Annotated in this window: 20 protein-coding genes; 5 read left to right on the forward strand and 15 right to left on the reverse strand. The window is 33.2% G+C overall.

The window, feature by feature from the left end:
• Positions 1–4: 4 nt before the first annotated feature.
• The 6 genes from rfbA to HRU50_RS06420 are packed head-to-tail and all read right to left on the reverse strand — an operon-like array spanning position 5 to position 7036.
• Positions 5–862, reverse strand: a complete 858-nt coding sequence (rfbA, locus tag HRU50_RS06395; RefSeq protein ID WP_296349368.1) for a glucose-1-phosphate thymidylyltransferase RfbA — start codon at positions 860–862, stop codon at positions 5–7.
• Positions 859–1914 (reverse strand): dTDP-glucose 4,6-dehydratase, encoded by a 1056-nt coding sequence (rfbB, locus tag HRU50_RS06400; RefSeq protein ID WP_296349370.1) that lies wholly within the window; start codon positions 1912–1914, stop codon positions 859–861. The genes rfbA and rfbB overlap by 4 nt, the downstream gene beginning before the upstream one ends.
• Positions 1904–2959, reverse strand: a complete 1056-nt coding sequence (locus tag HRU50_RS06405; protein ID WP_296349372.1) for a hypothetical protein — start codon at positions 2957–2959, stop codon at positions 1904–1906. The genes rfbB and HRU50_RS06405 overlap by 11 nt, the downstream gene beginning before the upstream one ends.
• Before the next feature lie 2 nt (positions 2960–2961).
• A complete protein-coding gene (locus HRU50_RS06410; protein WP_296349375.1) occupies positions 2962–4641 on the reverse strand; it encodes a hypothetical protein in 1680 nt (559 codons plus the stop codon).
• Positions 4642–4667: 26 nt separating this feature from the next.
• A complete protein-coding gene (locus tag HRU50_RS06415) occupies positions 4668–6170 on the reverse strand; it encodes a GH3 auxin-responsive promoter family protein (protein ID WP_296349376.1) in 1503 nt (500 codons plus the stop codon).
• Positions 6170–7036, reverse strand: a complete 867-nt coding sequence (locus HRU50_RS06420; RefSeq protein ID WP_296349378.1) for a M23 family metallopeptidase — start codon at positions 7034–7036, stop codon at positions 6170–6172. Before HRU50_RS06420 ends, HRU50_RS06415 begins: the two co-directional genes overlap by 1 nt.
• A 113-nt stretch (positions 7037–7149) precedes the next feature.
• On the opposite strand from HRU50_RS06420, the gene HRU50_RS06425 reads away from it, so the two are divergent.
• Complete coding sequence (locus HRU50_RS06425) at positions 7150–7332, forward strand: twin-arginine translocase TatA/TatE family subunit (protein WP_296349381.1); 183 nt, start codon at positions 7150–7152, stop codon at positions 7330–7332.
• A 124-nt stretch (positions 7333–7456) separates the two neighbouring features.
• Here HRU50_RS06425 and HRU50_RS06430 read toward each other — a convergent pair whose 3' ends face one another.
• The 3 genes from HRU50_RS06430 to HRU50_RS06440 all read right to left on the reverse strand — a co-directional run bounded on the left by HRU50_RS06430 (position 7457) and on the right by HRU50_RS06440 (position 11239).
• Positions 7457–8434 (reverse strand): DUF4837 family protein, encoded by a 978-nt coding sequence (locus HRU50_RS06430; protein WP_296349383.1) that lies wholly within the window; start codon positions 8432–8434, stop codon positions 7457–7459.
• Positions 8435–8457: 23 nt separating this feature from the next.
• The gene (locus HRU50_RS06435) at positions 8458–9849 is read right to left on the reverse strand and encodes a LysM peptidoglycan-binding domain-containing protein (protein ID WP_296350149.1); all 1392 of its coding nucleotides are present in this window, start codon (positions 9847–9849) and stop codon (positions 8458–8460) included.
• 202 nt (positions 9850–10051) lie between these two features.
• Entirely contained in the window at positions 10052–11239 is a 1188-nt protein-coding gene (locus tag HRU50_RS06440) for a phosphoglycerate kinase (protein ID WP_296349385.1), read from the reverse strand.
• 116 nt (positions 11240–11355) lie between these two features.
• Between HRU50_RS06440 and HRU50_RS06445 the strand changes: the two genes are divergently transcribed.
• On the forward strand, positions 11356–12513 hold the full coding sequence (locus HRU50_RS06445) for a DNA polymerase III subunit delta' (protein WP_296349387.1): 1158 nt from the start codon (positions 11356–11358) through the stop codon (positions 12511–12513).
• A gap of 34 nt (positions 12514–12547) precedes the next feature.
• Here HRU50_RS06445 and HRU50_RS06450 read toward each other — a convergent pair whose 3' ends face one another.
• From HRU50_RS06450 to HRU50_RS06470, 5 genes are all read right to left on the reverse strand, one after another.
• On the reverse strand, positions 12548–13066 hold the full coding sequence (locus tag HRU50_RS06450; RefSeq protein WP_296349390.1) for an OmpH family outer membrane protein: 519 nt from the start codon (positions 13064–13066) through the stop codon (positions 12548–12550).
• Positions 13067–13278: 212 nt separating this feature from the next.
• Positions 13279–14136 (reverse strand): class I SAM-dependent methyltransferase, encoded by an 858-nt coding sequence (locus tag HRU50_RS06455; protein ID WP_296349392.1) that lies wholly within the window; start codon positions 14134–14136, stop codon positions 13279–13281.
• Positions 14137–14257: 121 nt separating this feature from the next.
• On the reverse strand, positions 14258–16129 hold the full coding sequence (gene mnmG / locus HRU50_RS06460) for a tRNA uridine-5-carboxymethylaminomethyl(34) synthesis enzyme MnmG (RefSeq protein ID WP_296349393.1): 1872 nt from the start codon (positions 16127–16129) through the stop codon (positions 14258–14260).
• An 82-nt stretch (positions 16130–16211) separates the two neighbouring features.
• The gene (gene ybeY / locus HRU50_RS06465) at positions 16212–16622 is read right to left on the reverse strand and encodes an rRNA maturation RNase YbeY (protein ID WP_296349396.1); all 411 of its coding nucleotides are present in this window, start codon (positions 16620–16622) and stop codon (positions 16212–16214) included.
• Positions 16615–20184: a DUF4175 family protein gene (locus HRU50_RS06470; RefSeq protein ID WP_296349399.1), complete on the reverse strand. Its 3570-nt coding sequence runs from the start codon at positions 20182–20184 to the stop codon at positions 16615–16617. Before HRU50_RS06470 ends, ybeY begins: the two co-directional genes overlap by 8 nt.
• 110 nt (positions 20185–20294) lie before the next feature.
• On the opposite strand from HRU50_RS06470, the gene HRU50_RS06475 reads away from it, so the two are divergent.
• Both HRU50_RS06475 and gltX read left to right on the forward strand, forming a co-directional pair.
• Entirely contained in the window at positions 20295–21347 is a 1053-nt protein-coding gene (locus tag HRU50_RS06475; protein ID WP_296349400.1) for an alkane 1-monooxygenase, read from the forward strand.
• Between the two features lie 60 nt (positions 21348–21407).
• A complete protein-coding gene (gene gltX, locus HRU50_RS06480; protein ID WP_296350151.1) occupies positions 21408–22922 on the forward strand; it encodes a glutamate--tRNA ligase in 1515 nt (504 codons plus the stop codon).
• On the opposite strand, the gene HRU50_RS06485 is transcribed toward gltX, so the two are convergent.
• Positions 22919–23596 carry a hypothetical protein gene (locus tag HRU50_RS06485; RefSeq protein ID WP_296349402.1) on the reverse strand — a complete coding sequence of 226 codons (678 nt, stop codon included), beginning with the start codon at positions 23594–23596 and terminating at the stop codon, positions 22919–22921. The genes gltX and HRU50_RS06485 overlap by 4 nt on opposite strands.
• Before the next feature lie 94 nt (positions 23597–23690).
• Here HRU50_RS06485 and HRU50_RS06490 point away from each other — a divergent pair, with 94 nt between their 5' ends.
• Entirely contained in the window at positions 23691–24620 is a 930-nt protein-coding gene (locus tag HRU50_RS06490; protein ID WP_296349405.1) for an SPFH domain-containing protein, read from the forward strand.
• Positions 24621–24627: the final 7 nt, after the last annotated feature.

Genomic DNA, 24627 nt, shown 5'->3' on the forward strand with positions numbered 1-24627 from the left:
TCTTCTATAATAAATCTAACAAATGTTTACCGTATCCACTTTTAAGAAAAGGTTTGCTAAGCGTCTCTAACTGCTTTTCGTCTATAAAACTCATTCTGTAAGCGGCTTCTTCTATTGCGCCAATTTTAAGACCTTGTCTTTCTTCAATAACCTGAACAAACTGTGACGCTTGCATTAATGAATTAAAGGTACCAGTATCTAACCAAGCTGTACCTTTATCTAAAATACTCACTTTAAGTTTTCCTTTTTCTAAGTAAGCTTTGTTAATATCGGTTATTTCTAACTCGCCTCTTTTACTTGGACTAATACTTTTTGCTATTGATACAACTTCATTGTCATAAAAATAGATTCCAGGCACTGCATAATTTGATTTTGGAAACTCTGGTTTTTCTTCAATTGATATGACATTCCCTACTTTATCAAACTCAACAACACCGTAACGTTCTGGATCATGAACATGGTATGCGTACACTATTCCACCATCCGGGTCATTATTAGATTGTAGTAATTTAGCTAAACCAGAACCATAAAAAATATTATCACCAAGTATTAATGCTACCTTATCATCACCGATGAATTTTTCTCCAATTATAAAAGCTTCCGCCAAACCATTAGGTTCAGTTTGAATAGCATATTCAAATTTACATCCTAAATTTTCTCCATTACCTAGAAGTTTCTCAAATAATGGTAAATCTTGCGGTGTAGAAATAATAAGTATCTCCCTAATTCCGGAATAAATCAAAGTGCTTAGAGGATAATAAATCATTGGCTTATCATAAACAGGCATCAATTGCTTACTAACCGCTAGAGTTAACGGATGAAGTCTTGTACCCGATCCTCCTGCTAATATTATTCCTTTCATAATTTATAATGTTCTTTATAATAGCTTCTATAAGAGCCAGAAGTCACATTATCCAACCACTTTTTATTATCCAAGTACCAATCGACCGTTTTATTTAAGCCTTCAGAAAATGTTACTGATGGTTTCCAACCTAAGTCTTCCTTTATCTTTGATGCGTCAATTGCGTATCTGTAATCATGTCCTGGTCTGTCCTTTACGAAAGTTATCAACTGCTGAGAAGTTCCTATCTGTCTATTTAACTTCTTATCCATTATATCACAAAGCTGTTTGACTAAGTCAATATTTTTGATTTCATTGAAACCTCCAATGTTATACGTTTCATGTAAATTAGATTTATGAAATATATCATCAATCGCAGTAGCATGATCAATAACATATAGCCAATCTCTTGTGTAATTACCATCACCATAAACTGGTAAGGGTTTCATTGCTATGATATTATTGATAAATAACGGTATCAATTTCTCAGGAAACTGATTTGGGCCATAATTATTTGAGCAGTTAGAAATAACATATGGTAACTCATAGGTTTCACCATATGCTCGTACAAAATGGTCTGAACTTGCCTTGGATGCTGAATAGGGAGAATTAGGATCATAAGAAGTCTCTTCAGTAAACAAACCCTCATCACCTAAAGTCCCATAGACTTCATCTGTTGAAATATGATAAAAGAGCTTGTCTTCAAAATCACCATTCCACAGGTTTTTAAAAGCATTTAACAGATTAATTGTCCCAATTATATTCGTCTTAACAAAGGCTAAAGGATCCTTAATGGATCTATCTACATGAGATTCTGCTGCTAAATGGATAACACTGTCAAACCTGTAATTAGAAAACAAGTCGTTAATGAGATTTTCATCTGTAATATCGCCTTTTACAAAAGAATAATTAAGGCTATTCTCGACATCTATAAGATTTTCAGGATTACCAGCATATGTTAACGCATCTAAATTATAAATATGATAGTCACTATATCTGTTAACCAAACGTCTTATAACGTGCGAACCAATAAATCCAGCACCACCTGTTACAAGAATCTTTCTATTCTTCATAGTCTTTTATATAATTAAAGACGTTGTATAGGAGAAAAGAAATTACCATTAAAATCATTCCTAACGCAGGTAATAAAACAATATTTCTCTCTGTTATCTCTAATTCCTTTCTTCCTACTTCTTCAAAACCTGAAAGAATATCATAATAGTCATTCTCTTCAATCTTCTTTTCTTCAATTGCTCTAATCCTTTCTCTTATTTTTAGTTCTTCTTGGAATAACTCGTATTCTTTAGTTTTAGTTTTCTCTTGAACTAGTGGAATAACATTACTAGATGAAATACTAGAGCTAGGGTTTTCTGACTCAAAGGTTTTAATCTTAAGATATGTATTTTGTAAACTGTCTATTTTTTCTAATTGACCTAAGTATATCTCCTTATTTTTATCTAGTTTATCATCTCTTATTTCCTTAAGCTTTTTAGAATATTCGTTCTCAAAAGTATTTATGAACCCTTTTTCTAAACTCTTGAAAATATCTATTTGATGTGCCTTAGCTTTAATAGAAAAAATAGATGCTGCAAGAATGTCTCTATTTGCAATAAAATCATCAAAGCTAACATCATCTGCAAGAGTACTGTCAATTTCACTTAAATATTCATTATAATCAATCAATAGGTCATTTTTAGTCTCCGGGCCAATCTCCATTTCAAACTCAATAAGTTCTTTAGCTTCTGAAGTATCTATTTCAAATATTCTTGATAACTCGCTATAATTGCTTGACTTTATTAGTGCATTAAAATAATCCACATTATTAGCAAGTTGATATTTTGAATCAAAATAAGGCTTAACCAGCATGTCTGAAGTATAAATATCCTTCCTAAACTTATCTGCCACAAAACCAATTACAGCTAAGGCTAATAAAATTATTGATATAATCTTAAAATTATTAATTAATGGCTTTAAAGCATAAATTAATAACTTAAAAAGTCCTTTAAAAATAGAAGCAATAAAGTTGAAAAGGTTGCTAAATAATCTCCCAATTGCATTAAAAAGTTGACCTAAATCTACTTCTTCATTTTGTGGGTTATTTGCTGAATTCTCACTCATGTTTAATTAAGTATTTGTTCTAATATTTTTCTTGTTATTATATATGTAGGTTTCACACCTGAGGTTCCTAATCCACCTGAAGCCAAAGTACTTCCTGTTTCTAGGGGATTATCACTGGCGTAGTACGCATATCTTACCTTAACATCTTCATTAATATTTCCTCTTACTTTAGAGGCGGCCTGAACTGCCTTCTGATAATGTGCCCCTTCCATTTCTAAGCCGATAACATCCCAAGTCGATTTTTTAAAGAATTTTAAAATTTCTTTGTTTTGTAACGAGGTGCCTAAAACAGTTATCATTGTACCTTCATATACATCAACGCCGCAATCTACTAAATCATTTCTACTTAGTTCATTTTTAAAAGGGTAATTATCTGCTGTACCCTCAAAAATATGTGCCGATGGTATCATCACATCTCCTTTTCCGCCTTCTAAAATACCTGCCTTACCCATTATAGAAATAGACTTTACATCTAAATGAATCTTATCCTCATTTATTTGAATTGGTTTTAAAAACTCGTCTAATGTCTCGTAAGCTTGTTCGCCAAAAGCGTAATCCATCACAAATATTACTGCTTTTTCTTGGCTAGTGTGTTTTAAATCTGTCTTTGAAAAATCTATTTTGGTAGTATCAAAAATTTGAACATCTATATTCGTGCCAGATTCATCTTTGATGTAAATCATTCCATTTTGTAACGCAGATTTTTCAACTTTCTTACGCATCGCTTTGTTGGATGAATCACTTAATGTCTCGTAGATTTCAAAAATGTCTTTTTCTGAATCTTTGGCAGTGAGGGTTCCTTTCGCAAAAATAGAATTCATAACACTGTGCATGTTGGCACTTATAATATGAATAGGTCTTTCTAATAATCCGTTTTTATGAAGAATTGATTTAATATTATCTGCCCATTCCTCGCCATGAATATGATGTCCTAAACGTTCTCTTAAAACAGGACTAAATGTAATCGTTCTTTTATTTTCATTTACAACTTCCTCAATAGCAAGCTTGCCCAACCAATAAATAATATGAAGCAATCTTTCTGGTTGTTCTTCGGTTGCAAATTTCGGGTAGGCTTCGGTTAACTCATTGAACGTTCTTCCTAATATATTTGCAGTATGTGTTATTGCTATTTCACGTTCTTTCTGCGTGAGTTTCTTTTTTGAGGTTACTGCACCTTCGAGCTTTTTCCAATCTCTAACGGTATGACCTTCATCATCAATAATAACACGCTTACTTATCTTGTGAGATTCAACAAATAAAAAGGTTAAATGCGTCAGAATATCATAAATTTCAGAACGTCCTCTGGTGATTTCGATATTCATTTGCTCTTCATCTATACGGTAGCAATTTCGTCTTCGCTTTGGCGGAATTATAGCTTTAAAATGGGAATTACCATAGCCTTCATCACTTGTAAGGTTAATAAACGTACATTCCTCAATCCCAATTGGCAATCTATCTATCACATATAAAAGCCCTTCGAGTTCAGCTTTTTCTTCACCAATAGAACCATAAATTTCTGGTCTTAATAGTAGTAATGCTTCTCTTAAAGTTTCACCAGAAACTCCCATGGGTTTATAAAATCCTCTATTGAACAAATGGCGCATTGTAATATACATGCGCTCTATGGCGTTAGAACTTTCTTGTGCTCTTGTTCTGCCTTGTCTTTTCTTAGTTGAACTCATACAGTATTTTAACCTACAAATATAGCTTATTTAGTCAATTGCAGTTCGTACATCTTATCTGCAATTTTCCTATCATTAGATAAACGCGGAATTTTATTTTGACCACCTAACTTACCAATAGATTTCATATAAGTTTGAAATCCGTCTTTTTTTACTTTGGTAATAACCAATTGACGCAACACATTGCCTTCAATTAAATCAAAATAATAACTGTTTTGTTGTTGCAATGATTGTTCTAGTTTTTGAATGAATTCTACCTCATCTTCAGGTTGATTTTCAAACTCTATAAACCATTCGTGATACGGTAATCCGCCTTTAGGATTAATTTGTGGTGCAACCGTAAATTCGTTTATGGCTATTGAGGTGCCTTGTATCGCTTCTTGCATAGCTTGTTCAACTTCTTTACCAATTACGTGTTCACCGAACGCAGAAGTGAAGTGCTTTATTCTACCACTTACAATAACTCTATAAGGTGAAAGAGATGTAAACTGAACTGTATCTCCAATATTATAAGCCCAAAGACCTGCTGTGGTAGAAATTATCATTACATAATTGACACCTAATTGAACATCTTTAATTGTAATACGTTTTGGATTTTCTTCAAAAAATTGGTCTGCTTCAATAAACTCATAAAAAATGCCTGAATTTAATTGAAGAAGCATGCCTTTTTCACCTTGCTTATCTTGAAACGCAAAAAACCCTTCACTTGCTGGATACAATTCAATAGTATCTACCTTTCTCCCGATAAGTTTTTCGAATTTAGCACGATAAGGGTCGTAATTAACCCCACCAAAAATGAACAGATTGAAATTCTTAAAAATATCTCCAACATTCTTATTTCTCTTTTGAATCAATTTTTCAAAATACATCTGAACCCATGAAGGAATTCCAGAGATAATAGTCATGTTTTCATTAATCGTCTCTTCGACAATGGCATCTACCTTAGTTTCCCAATCTTCTATACAATTGGTCTTTAAACTTGGCATTCTGTTTTTTTGAAGATATTTTGGTACGTAGTGCGCTACAATACCTGAAAGTCTTCCGAGTTTAATTCCGTTTTTTTCTTCTAAAATTGGGCTACCCTGAAGAAAAATCATCTTACCATCTACAAACTTTGAATTGCCTGTTTCGTTGATGTACATGAGAATGGCATTTCTCGCCGCTTCTACATGTGTTGGCATACTTTCTTTTGTGATAGGTATGTATTTAGCTCCAGAAGTTGTACCTGAAGTTTTAGCAAAATAGATGGGTTTGCCTTTCCAAAGTATATTTTCTTTGCCTTCAACTACACGTTCTACATATGGTCTTAATGCTTCATAATCTCTAACTGGTACATGAGCAATAAAATCCTCGTAACTGTTTATATTTTTGAAATTATGATCTTTTCCAAATGCTGTCTGACTCGCTTCAGTAATTAAGCTTTTAAATACTTTTTGCTGAGTTTCAACTGGTCTAGATGACCATTTTTTGATGCGTTTTGCAATGAGTTTTGCAAATGGTTTTGAAAGTGCTGCTTTAATTGATGGCATTATTGAAAATCAATAAAATTTGTTGGGTTTACAGGATAGCCTTTGCTCCAAAGTTCGAAGTGTAAATGTGGTCCAGTACTTAATTCACCACCATTACCAGACATGGCAATTACTTCTCCTGCTTTGACTAATTCACCCTGCGATTTTGTGATACTAGAATTGTGCTTATAAACAGAAATGAGTTCTTGGTTATGCTCTAAAATAATTACATATCCAGTTTCTACTGTCCATTCGGCAAAAATTACGGTTCCGTCTGCTGTTGCTTTTATAGGTGTGTTATTTGCTACAACGATATCTACTGCAAAATGTTTTTCTTTAATATTATATTCTTGTGAAATGGTGCCATTAACAGGTGGAAACAACACAAAGTTAGTCTGATCTGAATCGTCAAATAAGTTGTATTTGTCCTCCTTTTCTACTTTATCTCTTAATAATGAATCTTCTCTGTTGGTTTGTACTTCATTAATATCAACGTCTATTTTTGAAGCTTCTAGAATTGAGTCTCTATTAAAACCGAAAGCACTAACATCGCCTGTCAACACTTTTTTTACTGAAGCATAATATTGCTTATTGACTTCTAATTCTTGAAGTAATGAATCGGTTTTATAATTTAATTCTGTGGCTTTCTTTTTTAATCTCGCAGAAGAGTAACCCGGAATGTACTCTCGTAATGGTGTAAAGGCAATTAACAATGTGGTTAAAAACACCAGAACAATTGCAGAAATAGAGGTTAAGACAAATACATTAAGTCTTGTTAATTTAATAGCAAATCGCTCTTCAAAAGTATCTTCATTTAAAATTACAAGCCTATACTTATGAAGTAGCTTTTTTGTAAACTCTCTTGACTTTTTTTTCTTTTCCGCCATTAAAACAAAAGTAATTAAATTAGTGAAATGCTACCGACAACCCGTGCTAAAGTTAGGTTAACAACGCGCTAATTAAAGTTTAATTATTAACTTTGTAGCCTAAATTAGAAATTATGACTTTAAATATGATTCCTTTAGCTATCGGGCCAATGCAAATAACATTAATTGTGGTGGTGGTTTTATTAATCTTTGGTGGTAAAAAAATACCTGAATTAATGAGAGGATTAGGCAGTGGTATTAAAGAGTTTAAAGACGCTAGCAAAGAGGATACTAAAGACCTTAAGGAAAAAGAATAACTTAATAAATTCTTCAATAAATAAAAGCCAACTTTACAGTTGGCTTTTTTGTTAGTGTTATTCAAAATATAATCCGAGTTATAAAAAACGAGATGTTTCGTTTCACTCTGAATGACATAACTGTTTATTTAATCTGTATTGATTTAATAATCGATTCTAGTTCAAAAACATATTCACTTTTATTTAGTGATGGTGCGTACACATAGCCATCAGCAATGAAAAAACGTTTGTTCACTTTGTCTTCAATAGCATATGTTATAAACGGACCAGCCATGGTAAAACCATTCATTTCCCATATACCACGCACTTCATATGCTGGCTTGTTATCTATGATTGTTTCAAACATTGATGGCGCATAAGCATCTTCAACTGACATATAGATACCATCTTCACCAGGAATTTCTGTTTTAGTAATCTTATCTCTCATTTTTACAATATCCACAATCGTACTGTCTCCTTTTGAAATCGTTTCTAGCGGAACTTCATAAATCATGAGTTCAATAGTTTTAGAGTTACTAAGGTTCTTTCTTAACCAAAAGAAATCATCTGTTTCCTTACTAATTCTGTATGCTGATGGCACATTAATCGTAAAACCAAGTTTACTCTCCATTTTTGCATCATCAAGCAGTGAAAGGTTGATTCTTCTCTGTTTTTCCTTTACTTCCTCTTTATTATAAACATCAATGATTTTTGCTTTATTTTCTTGAAGTTGAGAAATAATCTCTTCATCTGTTTTACCACCAATAACAGCAACTGTTTGAGGCTTAGCAAAAGCGTCATTTACGATCTCGGTAGTAGGCTTTAAGTTTCCTTTTTCTATTTTGAGTATAATTCTGCTGCGTGTTGCGAATCCATCAAATACCTGTGGTGGAATTTGTCTTATTTTAAACATCGGTTCAGGAACTGGTAAACCATTAAGTGGTGCAGCAAAAATATTTCTTATGGTTCCACCGACTTTGCCATCCCATAAATCGTTGTCTACAACGACTGAAATACTATTTAAATTTCCATTAGACTCTGGTAAATAAATCTTACCATCTTCTTTTTTTTCTTCGCAAGAGACTAAAAGGATCACGAAAAATAAAGCGTACAAAGCTCTCATAAATTAGTGTTTTTATTGGTTATTTATTTGGACACAATAAGCGTCTGACCTATTTTTAGTTTATTACCACTAATATCGTTCCAATCTTTAATATTTTGAACAGAAACTCCTGGAAATTTCTGTGCAATACTCCAAAGTGAGTCACCAGACTTAACTTTATATGTGGTTTTACCCTTAGAATTAACCGTCGTCTTTGTAGATTTTGGCTTGGTTTTAGCGACTGGATTTCGAGGATAAATCGTTAATCTCTGACCTATTCTAAGATTGTTACTTCTTAGTCCATTCCAACGTTTTATTTGGCTTACTCTTACTCCATATTTCCTAGCAATTTTACCAAGGTAATCACCACTGCGCACCCTATACCTAATTTTAGTGTCAACTTTTACAAGCTCTGGTAATGGTTTTTCGCGCTTATCAAATTCTGATTTTGCGAAAGCATAAATCTTCTCTTCATGCGTTGTAAATATACCGATTACCTCTCGAGGTAAACGCAGCGCATAAGTTTTACCTTCTATTTTAGGAATAATATCTAGTTTGTATGACGGGTTCAGAAACTGAAGTTCTTCTATATTAACACCAGTAACCTCAGATACCTGATCTAAAGTTATCATTTGCTTCACATGAACCGTATCTGTTTGTACATGCTGAAATGGTGGTCGTTCTGGTTTAAAACCATGCTCTTTTGCAAATTCAAAAATGTACATTGTTGCTAAAAAGGAAGGTACATAGCCCGCTGTTTCTCTAGGTAAAAATGGTCTAATATTCCAATAATTTTGATAACCACCAGATCTTCTAATGGCCTTATTTACATTTCCCGGACCAGAATTATATGCCGCTAACGCTAAATCCCAATCACCAAAAATCTTGTACAATCTAGACAAATATTGAGCTGCTGCTGTTGTTGCACGTTCAGGATCGCTTCGTTCATCAACATAACTGCTCACTTCTAAGTTATACTCTTTCCCTGTAACAAACATAAATTGCCACAAACCTGTCGCGCCAACTCTAGACCTTGCTTTTGGCTTTAATGCAGACTCAACAATTGATAAATACTTCATCTCTAATGGAATATTATAATTGTCGAATTCTTGCTCAAACATTGGGAAATAAAAATGGCTTAAACCCATGAGACGTTCTAAAGATTTTCGTCTATGCTTAAGGTATTTTTTAATAACACTTTCTAATTGAGGATTATATTCCACATTAAAAGGTGTTCTTGCATTTAAACGTTCTAACCTTGCTTTTAAAGTATCCGTTGTTAATTCAGGATAATCAACATGCTCATAAGTCAACTCAGAAACCGTTTTATAAATAGTATCATAAAGTGAATTGTTATACAATTCCTCTAACCATTTTTGTTCTAGTTCAGCGACTTCAGGTAGGTCTTCTAAGTTTTTTAAATTGATGGAGTCCATTTCTACTGGAATGACTTTACCGGTAACATTAGGTTTTCCATCAATTACAGTGTCCTTTGTAACCGTTTTATTCTCTTGAGAAAATGTGAAATTAGCGGCTAGAAAGAAGCCAAAACATATGATGAATATATTGCGCATTTATGAACTGATTAGATGTATTTACCTAACGCTTGTATTTCTAAAAATAGTATTTTTCTGAAAGTTAGCTTAAAATAGCAGCAATACCTGGAAGTGTTTTTCCTTCTAAACTTTCTAACATTGCACCTCCACCAGTACTTACATAGCTTACTTTATCTTCAAACCCAAACTGCTTTACGGCAGCAACAGAATCTCCACCTCCAACAAGCGAGAATGCTCCGTTTTTTGTTGAATTAGCGATAGAATGGCCTAGTGCAATTGTACCTTGAGCAAAGTTTTCCATTTCAAAAACACCTAGTGGTCCATTCCATAAAATGGTTTTGCATTGATTCACTACTTTGTCAAAATTTTCTAAAGTTCTTGGACCCGCGTCAATGCCCTGCCAACCATCTGGAATTTGATTGATATCAACAACTTGTGTATTAGCGTCATTACTAAAATCATCGGCAGCAACCACATCTACAGGAATATGAACTTGTACATTTTTAGCTTCAGCTTGTTTTAAAATATCTAATGCTAATTCCATTTTATCATCTTCACAAATAGAATTACCTATTTTTCCGCCTTGTGCTTTTATGAAGGTAAATGACATTCCGCCACCAATAATTAAGTGATCTACTTTATCTAAGATATTTTCTATAACTGTGATTTTTGAAGACACTTTTGCTCCACCAAGAACTGCTAAAACTGGCTTTTCACTATTGTTAAGTACTTTATCTATACTTTCAATTTCCTTAGCTAACAAACTACCAAAGCATTTAGCTTCTGGGAAAAACTGAGCTACAATTGTTGTAGATGCATGTGCTCTGTGTGCTGTACCAAAAGCATCATTTACATAGATATCACCATATTTAGAAAGTTTTTCTGCAAACGCTTCATCACCTTTCTTTTCTTCGTCATGAAAACGTAAATTCTCTAACAATAAAATTTGTCCTGGTTGTAATGCTTCAGCTTTTTGTACTGCTTCTTCACCGATACAATCGCTAGCAAATTTTACTTCAACGCCTAAAACATCTTCAATTTCTGAAATGATATGTTTTAATGAAAACTCTTCTTGTGCGCCTTTTGGTCTTCCTAAGTGAGACATTAACACACAACTTCCGCCATCTTCTAAAATCTTTATTATTGTTGGTTTAGCAGATATTATTCTAGTAGCGTCCGTTACTTCAAAATTGTCATTTAATGGCACATTAAAATCTACACGAATTAATGCTTTTTTGTTTTCGAAATTGAAGTCGTTTATCGTTTTCATTATGTTATGTTTTGAAAATTGAAACACAAATGTAGTCAATAAAAGCAACGGATAAAAGCTGTTTTTTTACGAAATCGATTGATTCGTTACTATTATAATTAATTTATATTTGCCTCATGCTTTTTTCAGAAGTTTTAGGTCAAATACACATTAAAAATCACCTCACAAAAAGTGTTGATGCAGGCAGAATTGCCCATGCACAATTGTTTGTTGGTCCAGAAGGATCTGGGACTTTACCTATGGCTTTAGCCTATGCTCAATACATACTTTGTGGCAATACTAACGGTGAAAATACTGGTGGCAACGATTCTTGTAATCTTAAGTTTAAAAACTTCTCGCATCCAGATTTGCATTTTGCATTTCCTGTAACTACAAGTGACAAAGTAAAAAGTAAACCTGTTTCTAATTTTTATCTAGAAGAATGGCGACAACTACTTGAGCAACAGCCATATGGAAACCTTTTTGATTGGTACAAATTACTTGGTGTTGATAACAAACAAGGACAAATTGGTGTTGATGAAGCTTTAGAAATTGTAAAGTCTCTATCTCTAAAGTCTTATGAAGGTGGCTATAAAGTAATGTTGATTTGGATGGCAGAAAAGATGAATACTGCTGCTGCAAACAAGTTGCTTAAACTTATTGAAGAACCGCCAGAAAAGACCATATTCCTTCTTATTGCCGAAGACGAAGAACAAATTATAAATACAATTCGTTCGCGCTGTCAAATACTTAATTTTCCACCATTAGCAGAAGATGTTATTGCAGAAGGTTTAGTAAAACAATATCATATAGAACATTCTGTTGCAGCTAAAATTGCGCATCAATCTAATGGTAATTATAACAAGGCTTGTGATCTTATTTATCAAGATAGTGAAGATATTCAGTTTGAAAAATGGTTTGTAGTTTGGGTGCGTTCTGCCTTTAAAGCAAAAGGAAACAAAAGTGCAATCCACGATCTTATTTCGTGGTCTGAAGAAATTGCAAAAACTGGACGCGAAACCCAGAAGAAATTCTTAAGCTTTTGTCTTAATTATTTCAGACAAGCTTTGTTTCTTAATTATAACGCAAGCGAACTTGTGTATTTAGAGCCAAGGTCTGAAAATTTTAAACTTGAGAAATTTGCGCCTTTTGTTCACGACTCTAATATTTTAGAGATTTCTAACGAATTACAAGATGCTATTTACCATATTGAACGCAACGGAAATTCTAAGATTATTCTTACGGACTTATCAATAAAATTAACGCGTTTATTACATAAAAAAAGCCAAGCGTAATTGCTCAGCTCTTTCTTATAAATATTTAAAGTATCTATTCTTTCTTGTAATCTTCATTTACAGCTTTAATAAGCTCTTCCGTAATATCAGCAGTTTCTTCACCGTAAAGTACTGAGTTTGTTAACTCGCTAGTTCCTAAAATAAAGTTGTAACCGTTTTTCTTACCATAATCTTTTACAAAAGATTTAAAACGCGCAACTGTAGAGTCTATTTCTGCACTAAAAGCTTTTTCTAACTGCTCTTTTTCGAATTGAAGTTGTTGCCCTAACAACGCTTCTCTCTTCTGAAACTCTTGACCCAACTCTTGTTGTTGCTTTGGTGACATTCTTTGTGCTTTAACAGCAGCGTTTTGATAATCAAACTCAAACTGTTTTACCAGACTATCACGTCTTTTTATGAAAGCCTCATTTTTTGGCTTGTATTTTTCTTCTACATCAATTTTCGCTTGGTATTCATTAATTGCTTTAGTGCGATCGATAAAACCAATTTTCGCTTGTTCTTGACAAGATAAAAATGATACCAAAACAATTAAAGCTACAATTATTCTTTTCATGATTATTCTGAAATTAAATTTTTGCAAATGTAATCAAGTAAACGTGTGAAATGACGAAAAAAGAAACTATTAGTAAATTCAATAACAAGTTTTGAATTCAATATCCAAAAACTATAAAAAACAATCGAAAATAAAGCGATTTAAAAGCGTTTCAATTTTTAACAACCTAATTACACCTTTCAAAGCATAAACATTAAGTAATGCTTTTTATTTTAAGAATTCTTGTGTTTTAAGATATAAATATGTGAAGAATACTCTTTTGAGCGCTTCGCCTTTAAGTTTGAACGTATACCAATCCAAAAGCCTTTAATCGGATTCATAAAACCCGACTTATATTTTTCTGAAAGTAGACTTACATAATACGCGTCAAAAATCATTGGAAGTGTATCTGCTAATTTAAAATCTTCTTTTCGGAATAACTTTTCAATAGATGTTTTTGAAAAATGCCACAAATGTCTCGGTACATCATAAGCTGCCCAAAACTGTTTGTAATATTCAGCATCAAAACTTTTATAATTAGGAACAGCTATAATTAATGTTCCATTTGGCTTCAAAAGTTTTTTAAGCAATGTTATGTGCATTTCTAAATTTGGAAGATGTTCTAAAACATGCCAAAGCGTAATGACATCAAAACTATGTTCTTCTAGTTGTTCTAGGTGCTCTATTTCAAAAACTGCGTTAATTGTTTTTGAATTAGCGATTTGTCTTGCATTTTCATTTGGTTCAATTCCGGTAACGTTCCAATTATCTTTTTGTGCAGTATCTAAAAAATCGCCTGTACCACATCCAATATCTAAAAGTGTTTTAGATTCTGAATTAAAAGAATTAATCAATCTCAATTTCTTTTTTAACGAAATACTTCTAACGATGTGATAAACCTTTTCTAAAAGATTTCGCTTTGTGTCTGTATGTGAAATATAATCTTCGCTTTTATAATATTCAGATAACTTTTCTGTTTTTGGTTGTGGAAATGTTTCTAACATCTCCAACTCTTCATTATAGAGAAGTTGAAAATCTTCACCTGAAACAGAATAATCTTTAAGCTCTAAGTACAGTTTTTCTTGATTCATTATATGGTCATTTCGAGAGCCTCAATGACCAGATTGGTGGCTGAGGCTCTCGAAGCCACCAAGAGATGTTTCACGTGGAACATTAAATATGTTTATTGAGATTCCGGCGTATGCAGGAATATTATCTTCCTAAATAAACTAATAATACTGAAATATCATTTGGTGAAACTCCACTAATTCTTGACGCTTGAGAAATGGTAACTGGTTGAATTTCGGTTAACTTTTGTCTAGCTTCCATACTCATAGATTTCAATTTTGAGTAATCAAAATTTGAAGGAATCTTTACATTTTCGAGACGGTTTAACTTGTCTGCATTGTTCTTTTCTTTTTCTATATAACCGGCATATTTTACCTGAATCTCTGTTTGCTCAATCACTTCATTATCCAATCTATTATCAGAAATATAACTTTCTACAGAAGCAACTTGACGCATATCATCAATAGTAATATTAGGTCTTGCATACAGCTTAAACATCTTATCCTGTTGTTTCACTTTGGCAGAATTCTTTGATTCTAGAACAGGATTTATTTCATCAGGTTTCACACTTGTGTCTTTAAAAAACTGAACAAAAGCATCCGATTTTGACTGCTTTTGCTCCATTCTTTTGAGGCGTTTTTTAGAAGCTAAACCAAGCTCATAACCTTTAGGTGTTAATCTAAAATCAGCATTATCTTGTCTTAATAATGTTCTATATTCAGCTCGAGACGTAAACATACGATAAGGTTCTTCTGTGCCTTTAGTAATTAAATCATCTATTAAAACACCTATATAAGCTTCATCTCTTTTTAAAGTAAAAGCGTCTTTTTCTTGAACCTTTAAGCTCGCATTTATACCAGCCATTAGACCTTGAGATGCTGCTTCTTCATAACCAGTAGTTCCGTTAATTTGACCAGCAAAAAACAAGTTCTCTACCAACTTAGTTTCTAATGTATGCTTCAATTGTGTTGGTGGGAAATAATCATATTCAATGGCGTATCCAGGTCTAAAGAATTTTACGTTTTCAAATCCTTTTACAGAACGTAGAGCTTTAAACTGAACATCTTCAGGTAATGATGTTGAGAAGCCATTTACATAAACCTCAACCGTATTCCAACCTTCTGGTTCTACGAATAATTGATGTCTATCCTTATCTGCAAAACGATTAATCTTATCTTCAATAGAAGGGCAATATCTTGGTCCAACACTTTTAATTCTTCCATTAAACATTGGCGACCTATCAAAACCTTCACGCAGCAAATTATGCACTTCTGGACTAGTGTAAGTCATATGACAAGAACGTTGTTCTGTCAATGGTTTTGTAATATCTAGATATGAAAATTTTTCTGGATTATGGTCACCAGGTTGTTCTATCATAACAGAATAATCTAAAGAACGACCATCAACTCTTGGCGGTGTTCCTGTCTTCATTCTACCAGAATTAAAACCAATATCGATAAGCTCTTCTGTAATTCCTGTGGCCGCTCTTTCTCCAGCTCTACCACCACCAAAATTCTTATCGCCAATATGTATTAATCCATTAAGGAATGTTCCGTTTGTTAAGACAACAGATTTAGCTTTAACTTCAATTCCAAGCGATGTTTTTACACCAACAATCTTATCCTTTTCAATGATTAAACCAGATACCATTTCTTGGTAAAAATCAAGATTAGGTGTTCGTTCTAAAAGCAGTCTCCAGTCCTCAGCAAAACGCATTCTGTCGGATTGACATCTTGGACTCCACATCGCAGGTCCTTTAGATTTATTAAGCATTTTAAACTGAATAGCAGACGTATCAGATACAATACCGCTATAACCACCAAGCGCATCAATTTCTCTTACAATTTGACCTTTAGCAATTCCACCCATTGCAGGATTACACGACATCTGAGCTATATTTTGCAGATTCATTGTAATCAAAAGCGTCTTACTTCCCATGTTTGCAGCGGCAGCGGCAGCTTCGCTTCCAGCGTGTCCTCCACCAACTACAATAACATCATAAACATCACTAAACATAACCTATGTATTAATGTTCCACGTGGAACAACTATATAATTTTGATTTTTGAATTTGCAAATATACGCTGAAATACTGTGATTTACGAACGCTTATTCAAGTAGTAGTCCTCCTTAGACCTCATCAACTCAGCATCTTTCTCGGTCTTGTCTTTATATCCGCAATAATGAAGTATGCCGTGAATCATAACTCTTGCTAATTCATTAGCAAAATCTGTATTGAAATCTGAAGCGTTATCCTTTACTCTATCTATGGAAATATAGATATCACCATGCACTTCTTTTCCAACTGTATAATCAAAACTAATGATGTCTGTTAGTGTATCGTGATTGAGGAATTCAACATTAATTTTATGTAAATAATCGTCTGAACAAAAGATATAATTAATCTCACCTAGGTTGTGATTCTCTTCTTTAATCGTGTCAGAAATCCATTTGATTTCCCCTTCAGAATTCGCTAGGTTAAACTCAGTTTCGTAGTTGAAATTAATCATTATTGCTTTTAAAATATTCTTGAAGTTTCTTCTTAAAATGATTCTGCAAAGGTAATGCCTGTCTGTTTAAGATTTCAGTAGTATTGAAATATTTTTTAGCCGTCGGTATTTGGTTGTTGTTTACATTATTGAAATCCTTTTCATTTGTTTCAGACTCACGCTTTGTGTCTTGACCCTGCATAAAAGCAGCGTTCTCTAACTTTAAAAGTTGGTGCTGAACTTCCATCATTTTTTGCAATGTCTGATTGGTAAAACCATAGTTTAATAGGTCAAGTTCAATATCTTCCATTTGCTTGATTAGTTCACCAGCGGATTCAATTTTCCCTTCCTTAGAAAGCTTATCCTCTAAGGCTTGTCTTAACTGTTGTTGCTGTTGGTAAATTTTAAACAGCTCTGCGTTTTGTTCTTCTTTTCCACCTTCGCCATAACCATCATTTTTACCTTCTTTTCCTTCGGTTCCTTTACCATCTTTTCCCTTTCCGTTTTTACCATCACCACCATCATTCTCTCCATTTCTTTCTGAATTACCTTCACCATTCTGTTTGCCGTTCTGGCCTTGTTGTCCTCCTTGCTGTCCATTCTCACCTTCAGAACCATTTTGCCCTTCTTGTCCTTGTTGACCTTGTTCGCCAGGTTCTTTTCCTTCTCCTTCTTTTCCTTCTTGACTTGGCTGCTCACCTTCAGGTTTGTTGCCTTGTTCTCCTTCTTTTCCTTCCTTGCCTTCTTCACTCTTCTTCACACCTTCTTCCATCTGCTTATTAAGTTCTTCTTGAGACATGATAATATCTTGAAGCTGTTCTCCACCACCAGAACCAGATGATGGATTCATTGACATTTCCATATTATCTAAAATGTCACTAAGAAAACTTGCTAATTCATTACTAGCAGTAATTGAATATTGCTGGGAAGCTACACCTTGATACAGTCTGTTTTCGGTAAGTTGACCTAATGCTTTATCTATATTGAAATAAACCTCAGTTATTTGTGAATTTACCTTCTCGGAAATCTTGGGTTGACGTAATGATAATGCAAATAAACTATCATCAATATGTTCAAAATGCTCTCTAAGATTGTTCTGCTTAATAATGTATTTACCATACTTATTATTGTTAATATCTATACTATTAAAGGTATTCATTAAGTCTTCTTGGTCGAAAGAATACAACAATAGATTTTCAAGGATTTGACGAAGCGTTTCAATATCTTCAGAAATTTGTTCGCCTCCGCCTCCTCCTCCACCAAGCATAGACATCATTTGCTCACTAAGTTGTTTCATTTTCTTAGCAGCTTTCTTTTGTTTCTCTTTTGCTTTTTGTTCTTGCTCTTTAGCTTCTTGTGGCTGTGATTCTGATTCGTTCTTCTCCTTTTCTTCTAAAGCTTCCTTTGCTTCTTTTTGGTCAAACTCAATTCCGTCTTTTAAAAACTCATCAACAGGAACATCCATCGGTTTTTTGAGTCTTCTATCTTCTTGTTTTAGGTCTTCAATATCTTCGTTGAGTTTGTCGAATTCCTTATTTAACTCTTCTTGTTTATCCTTTGTATTCTCTTCACCTTTTTTAGAAAGTTCTTCTTGCTTTTTAGATAAGTCTTCAAGCTGGTTAGCAATTTTTTCAGTTTTTTTCATCACATAGAAACGCTTTGTTAATTCTAAAAGCTGTTCCATACTGCGTTTCTTGTTCTTGTTTTGCTTCGCTAATTCTTCAAGTTTTTGTGTAAACTCTTCTTTGTTGATTTTATCTTTTAGTTGCTCTAATTCTTCTAGAAGTTTTTCGTCTTTTTTGAGTTGCTCCTCATTTTCCTTTAAACGTTCTTTTAAATCTTCTTTGAATTGGTCTTCTTTCTTTTCTTCTTGAAACTCTTCTAAATTATCTTGAAGTTTCTTGTTGAAGTTCTTCATCAATTGCTCTTGTTGCTTTTGACGTTTTAAGAAATCTTCAAACTTCTTTTTATCATTAAAATTTAATTCTGATTTTTCTTTTTGGGTTTTAGAAAATTCTTCTAATTTTTTGTCTTGCTCTTGAAGCTTTTCAAACGTCTTACCAATGTCTTTTATGGTTTCATTTTGCTCTTGTAGTTGCTTTTGTTCTTCTTCTTCTTTTGTTCGTTTTCTGTAACTAAACACGCTACTCTTTGTACGCTTGTAATTATGGATGGCATCGTTATCAAAAACTTCAAAATACAATTGATAACTTATTCCTTCTTCGAGATTAAATTGATTTGGAAACGCACTTACAAACTCCCTAAAGTTAGATTTCGAAACTGAAATTGGCAACTTTACTTTTTGAGTTTCATCATCACTTGGATAGTACACCAAATTGAGTTTTGTCAACCCAAAGTCATCGCTCGCTTGTCCGTAGAAATACAAACTTTGTTGGTCTATGGTGTCTTTTTGTACTTCGATATTTATCTCTGGATATAAATCTTTAACAGTGCTGATGTTGAATGCTAAATTCTCGTAATCTTTTAGCTGTGTATTACTTGTAGAAATGGTGTAATTGTAATTACTGAACAACCGCTTAGTAGCTTCAAACGTGTCATCATCACCTTTTAAAAAGCTTAAGGTGTCATTGGCATAAATATTTACTGCATCTGTAGCATTAGTCATTGCTCTCCAAGTCACATTAGTACCTTCAGGAACGACAGCAGAACCTGTTCCTTTTAAAACCTCGTCTTGTTTCTTGGTGTAAACTGGATAATCCAAAACCATCTCAAAACTCACTAAACTTGGTGTATTAACCACTTCTAATTGATACGATTTTGAATTCACCTCGTTTGCTGAAAGGTTGAACTCAATATCATTTTTAGGAAGACTAAAGGTATATTGAAATTCACCTGGTGCAACTTGTTGCAAATAATACGATTGGTCATTAAAATGTATTTGAGCATTCTCTGGAATGACATCTCCAGTTGTTGAAATATTTAACGTAAAGTCTTTACCTTCAACTGCTTGCAATGATTCATTTAATACAAAAAACTGAAAAGGTGCTGGTGGCTCGTAAGCTGTTTTGTAGTTTACAACACGCTCGTAACTGTCACTAAACCAATTGATTTGTCCTGTAACGAGAGATAACAATATAATTGCCACAGGAATTGCGGCGTACTTTAAATACTTTCTATTAGACTTAAAGTTAATTGCGGATTTAAAAGGAATAGGTTGTAGCTCTTTAGACTTCTGCTCTATGCTTGCAATGAGTAAATCGGATTGCGTTGGGTTTTGTTCTAATTGTAAAACATTAAGCAGTTTGTCATTAACTTCAGGAAAATGATTGCCTATTAAGCGTGAAGCTGTTTCAAAATCAATTCCTTTTCTCAAATTGAATAAATGCGCCAACGGAATTGCTATAAACTTTACAAACAAACCTAATTCAACAGCAACAAATATCCAGAATAAAAAAGTTCTTGCTGTTGGGTTTAACCACAACATGTATTCTACAAAAAGTGTAACAATGAGATATAGAAAACCTATGGCAAAAAATAGGATTGCGCCTTTTAAAAGTTCATTAGTATAATACTTTTTTATGAACTCTTGTAATTTACTTTTTATGGATTGGAAATTGCTCATGCCTTATTCTAACTAACTAAACTACAATTTTATTTTAATTGTAAATTATTTAAATTTGGTAAGATTCTGTTAAGATCATCTATCAAAGTGTTAAAAACCTAAAATATTACATGAAAGATTTAAAATACTTGGCTGCTTTTTCAATACCATTGATGGCACTATTAGGGATAACATTTAGAGGTCAATTTGTATGGCTGACACCTTTTTTCACGTTTATTTGTATTCCAGTTTTTGAATTAATTTTACCTGTAAATAATGAAAACTTAGAAGAAAGTGAAGTTAAAAGTCGACTCAAAAAAAGAATTTTCGATTGGTTGCTCTATCTTAATTTACCACTTGTGTTTGGTATTATATTTTTCGCAGTTTTTACCATTAATCATAACGAAATAGCTACTTACGAATTTGTTGGTCTTGTTTTTTCTGTTGGCATTGTTTTGGGTGTTAATGGTATTAATGTTGCGCATGAATTGGGTCATAGACAAACAACTAATGAACGTTTTATTGGTAAAGCACTTCTCCTACCTTCTTTCTACATGCATTTTTACATAGAGCATAACTACGGCCATCACTTACATGCTGCCACTCCAGAAGACCCAGCGACTGCTAAATATAATCAAAGTGTATATTCGTTTTGGATCACCTCAACAGTAAGACAGTATATTAACGCATGGAAAATTCAGTACAAGCTTCTCAAAAATTCTAAATCATCTTTTGTATCACTAAAAAACGATATGCTTTGGTATACGCCTTTACAAATTACTTATATGATTCTTACGCTGTTTTTTTTCGGTAAACTGATACTAACGTTTGTTATATTATCTGGAATTGTTGGCTTTTTATTGTTGGAAACTGTTAATTATATAGAACATTATGGGTTACTAAGACTCAAAACTAAATCTGGACGTTATGAACGTGTCAAAGAAATGCACTCTTGGAATTCTAATCATGTCGTTGGACGAATAGTATTGTATGAACTTACAAGGCATAGTGACCATCATTTTAAATCTTCAAAAAAATATCAAATCTTAGAATGTTATGATGAAAGTCCTCAAATGCCTTATGGTTACCCAACATCTATGGTGCTTTCTCTAATTCCACCTGTTTGGTTCTCAATTATGAACAAACGTGTACCAAAGGAAATGATTCCTTCTGTATTAGCTTAAAGAATTAATTACTTTGACATCTGTATATTGTCTAGTATCTTTGGCCCTTCAAAAAAAGAGATAATGTCAAATGTTCGTGTGCGCTTTGCGCCTAGTCCAACAGGACCTTTACATATTGGTGGTGTAAGAACTGCTTTATTCAACTATTTATTTGCTAAAAAACACGGCGGTACTTTTGTGCTCCGTATAGAAGATACAGACCAAAATAGGTTTGTTGAAGGTGCTGAAGATTATATCGTAAAGTCAATGGAATGGCTGAACATTCCTTTTGATGAAAGTCCGGCTAAACCTGGTCAATTTGGTCCTTACAGACAAAGCGAGCGTAAAGCTATGTATAAGCAATATGCAGACCAATTAGTTGCTGAAGGAAAAGCATATTATGCCTTTGATACTGCAGAACAATTAGATACACATAGAAAAGACCATGAAGCCAATGGTAAAACTTTTATTTACAACTGGCACAACAGAGAAAAAGGTCGTTTAGTAAACTCATTAGTGTTATCTGAAGAAGATGTAAAAGCTAAAATTGATGCTGGTGAAGATTATGTCATTCGATTTAAATCGCCACAAGATGAAACTTTAGTGTTACAAGATATTATTAGAGGTGAGATAAAAATAGACACTAATATTTTAGATGATAAAGTATTGTTTAAAAGTGATGGTATGCCAACTTATCACCTTGCCAATATTGTAGATGACCATTTAATGAAAATCTCTCATGTCATTCGTGGGGAAGAATGGTTACCTTCTTTAGCACTTCATTATTTGTTATATGATGCTTTTGGTTGGGATGCACCAGAATTTGCACATTTACCATTGATTTTAAAACCTACAGGAAAAGGAAAATTAAGCAAACGTGATGGTGATAAATTAGGTTTTCCAGTATTTCCTTTAGAATGGAATGACTCAAAAACCAATGATGTTTCTCGTGGTTATAACGAAGATGGATATTTCCCAGAAGCTGTAGTTAACTTTTTAGCCTTCTTAGGTTGGAATCCAGGCACAGAACAAGAAATATTTAGCTTAGATGAGCTTGTAAATGCATTCGATTTAAAGAAAGTTAATAAAGCAGGTGCGCGTTTTGACCCAGATAAAACCAAATGGTTTAATCATCAGTACATGCAAGTACAGTCTAATGCTGGTTTAGCTGAAGCTTTTAAGAATTCAACTTCAGAACTTGCAGATATAGACATCAACTATATAGAAATGGTGATTGACCTAGTTAAAGAGCGGGCAACATTTGTGTCTGACTTTTGGGACTTAACGCATTTCTTCTTTGCTGCGCCAAAAGAGTTTGATGCAAAAGCACTCAAAAAAGCCATAAAAGACGACACTAAACAACTTTTAGAAGAATTAGTTACTGTTGTTGAACAAGCTGACGATTCTTCAAAAGAAACACTTCAAACTGCAATAAAAGGTTGGATAACTTCTAAAGAAATAGGCTTTGGTAAAGTAATGATGCCATTGCGTGTGGCGTTGGTTGGCGCTTTACAAGGTCCAGATGTCTTTGATATAATGTTTATGATTGGTAAAGCTGAAAGTCTAAAACGAATTCAAAATTTAATAGAAGCCTAAAAATTTATTAGAGCCATTAAGGCAATCAAGCTTTGATTGCCTTTAAAATCCTTAGAAATTATATCTTCTTTATTTAGCTTTCCAAGGATATTGGTAAAGCCATAAATATATTGGGCTCTAAACTTTATGTACTTAAAACCTAAAGTTGCTCCCACTACTCCATTAACATTAAACTGAGAGATATTTGTAATTGCATCTGCTGCAACCGCAGTTTCATTAATTCTAACCGCTAAATTTTCAGGATTATTAGATTGTAATTCAAGCTTGCTATTGTATTGCAGCATTGGGCCAAAATCTATTGAAAACACATTTTTTACAACCTTAGCATGCATTAAAAAGGATAATTGTGCTGCCATAAGATTATATTCTATTTGTCTTTCAATAAAAACATCTTCATCAAAAAACAAACCTGCCACTTCAAAATTATTATCGGACAATTGTATTGAATAACTCACATCATACCACTTATGAGGAACCTCAGCTGTGGCTGATGCATTAATAATCCAACCGTTAGATTGTGTGGTTTCAAAATTATCTGTAAGAATATTAAACTGTGTAATTCCGCCACCAATAGAAAACCCATTTTTAATAACGACTCTTCTATGTTGAGCAAAAGAATTTGTAACAAAAGTGGTAGTTACAACTACTAATAATATAGGTTTGAAATATTTCATATAAAATTTGAGGCTTGTTCCAACAAACCTAATGAAATTATACGAATATTACTTACTTTTAATCTCTCATATACACTAACTTAAAACTATAATTATGGGTTCACCTTTTATTTATGTTATCATTTTTTTCTCAGTTATTATATTAATATCTGCTTTCTTTATTGTGAAACAACAAACGGCAGCAGTCATTGAACGTTTTGGTAGGTTTCAAAGTATTAGACATTCTGGTTTACAAATAAAGATTCCATTAGTTGACCGTATTTCGGGTAAGCTAAGTTTAAAAATTCAACAATTAGATGTCATAATTGAAACCAAAACTTTAGATGACGTATTTGTGCGTCTTAAAGTTTCTGTACAGTATAAAGTTATTCGAGATAAAGTATATGATGCTTTTTATAAACTAGATTATCCTCATGACCAAATTACATCTTTTGTATTTGACGTGGTACGTGCCGAAGTTCCTAAAATGAAGCTTGATGATGTCTTTGTAAAAAAAGATGATATCGCTATTGCCGTAAAAAGAGATTTACAAGAATACATGTTTGAATACGGTTACGATATCATTAAAACCTTAGTTACAGATATTGACCCAGATGCGCAAGTAAAAGCTGCAATGAACCGTATTAATGCTTCTGAAAGAGAAAAAGTAGCGGCACAATATGAGGGTGATGCTGCACGTATTCTTATTGTGGAAAAAGCTAAAGCCGAAGCTGAAAGTAAGCGTTTACAAGGTCAAGGTATTGCGGACCAAAGACGAGAAATTGCGCGTGGACTTGAAGAGTCTGTAGAAGTATTAAATAAAGTTGGAATTAACTCACAAGAAGCTTCTGCTCTTATTGTAGTAACACAACACTACGACACGTTACAATCTATTGGCCAAGAAACAAACAGTAACTTAATTTTATTACCTAATTCGCCACAGGCTGGTAGTAATATGCTTAACGATATGGTTGCAAGTTTTACAGCTAGTAATCAGATTGGTGAAGCAATGAAAAATGCTAAAAAACCTAAAAACGAGGAATAGTTTTTAG

Source organism: Winogradskyella sp. (assembly GCF_013213835.1).
In the GTDB taxonomy this organism is placed as follows: domain Bacteria; phylum Bacteroidota; class Bacteroidia; order Flavobacteriales; family Flavobacteriaceae; genus Winogradskyella.

Bases quoted from the DNA above. Each gene is read 5' to 3' on its own strand.
- rfbA (WP_296349368.1), bottom strand. From the start codon at position 862: ATGAAAGGAATAATATTAGCAGGAGGATCGGGTACAAGACTTCATCCG.
- rfbB (WP_296349370.1), bottom strand. From the start codon at position 1,914: ATGAAGAATAGAAAGATTCTTGTAACAGGTGGTGCTGGATTTATTGGT.
- HRU50_RS06405 (WP_296349372.1), bottom strand. From the start codon at position 2,959: ATGAGTGAGAATTCAGCAAATAACCCACAAAATGAAGAAGTAGATTTA.
- HRU50_RS06410 (WP_296349375.1), bottom strand. From the start codon at position 4,641: ATGAGTTCAACTAAGAAAAGACAAGGCAGAACAAGAGCACAAGAAAGT.
- HRU50_RS06415 (WP_296349376.1), bottom strand. From the start codon at position 6,170: ATGCCATCAATTAAAGCAGCACTTTCAAAACCATTTGCAAAACTCATT.
- HRU50_RS06420 (WP_296349378.1), bottom strand. From the start codon at position 7,036: ATGGCGGAAAAGAAAAAAAAGTCAAGAGAGTTTACAAAAAAGCTACTT.
- HRU50_RS06425 (WP_296349381.1), top strand. From the start codon at position 7,150: ATGACTTTAAATATGATTCCTTTAGCTATCGGGCCAATGCAAATAACA.
- HRU50_RS06430 (WP_296349383.1), bottom strand. From the start codon at position 8,434: ATGAGAGCTTTGTACGCTTTATTTTTCGTGATCCTTTTAGTCTCTTGC.
- HRU50_RS06435 (WP_296350149.1), bottom strand. From the start codon at position 9,849: ATGGACTCCATCAATTTAAAAAACTTAGAAGACCTACCTGAAGTCGCT.
- HRU50_RS06440 (WP_296349385.1), bottom strand. From the start codon at position 11,239: ATGAAAACGATAAACGACTTCAATTTCGAAAACAAAAAAGCATTAATT.
- HRU50_RS06445 (WP_296349387.1), top strand. From the start codon at position 11,356: ATGCTTTTTTCAGAAGTTTTAGGTCAAATACACATTAAAAATCACCTC.
- HRU50_RS06450 (WP_296349390.1), bottom strand. From the start codon at position 13,066: ATGAAAAGAATAATTGTAGCTTTAATTGTTTTGGTATCATTTTTATCT.
- HRU50_RS06455 (WP_296349392.1), bottom strand. From the start codon at position 14,136: ATGAATCAAGAAAAACTGTACTTAGAGCTTAAAGATTATTCTGTTTCA.
- mnmG (WP_296349393.1), bottom strand. From the start codon at position 16,129: ATGTTTAGTGATGTTTATGATGTTATTGTAGTTGGTGGAGGACACGCT.
- ybeY (WP_296349396.1), bottom strand. From the start codon at position 16,622: ATGATTAATTTCAACTACGAAACTGAGTTTAACCTAGCGAATTCTGAA.
- HRU50_RS06470 (WP_296349399.1), bottom strand. From the start codon at position 20,184: ATGAGCAATTTCCAATCCATAAAAAGTAAATTACAAGAGTTCATAAAA.
- HRU50_RS06475 (WP_296349400.1), top strand. From the start codon at position 20,295: ATGAAAGATTTAAAATACTTGGCTGCTTTTTCAATACCATTGATGGCA.
- HRU50_RS06485 (WP_296349402.1), bottom strand. From the start codon at position 23,596: ATGAAATATTTCAAACCTATATTATTAGTAGTTGTAACTACCACTTTT.
- HRU50_RS06490 (WP_296349405.1), top strand. From the start codon at position 23,691: ATGGGTTCACCTTTTATTTATGTTATCATTTTTTTCTCAGTTATTATA.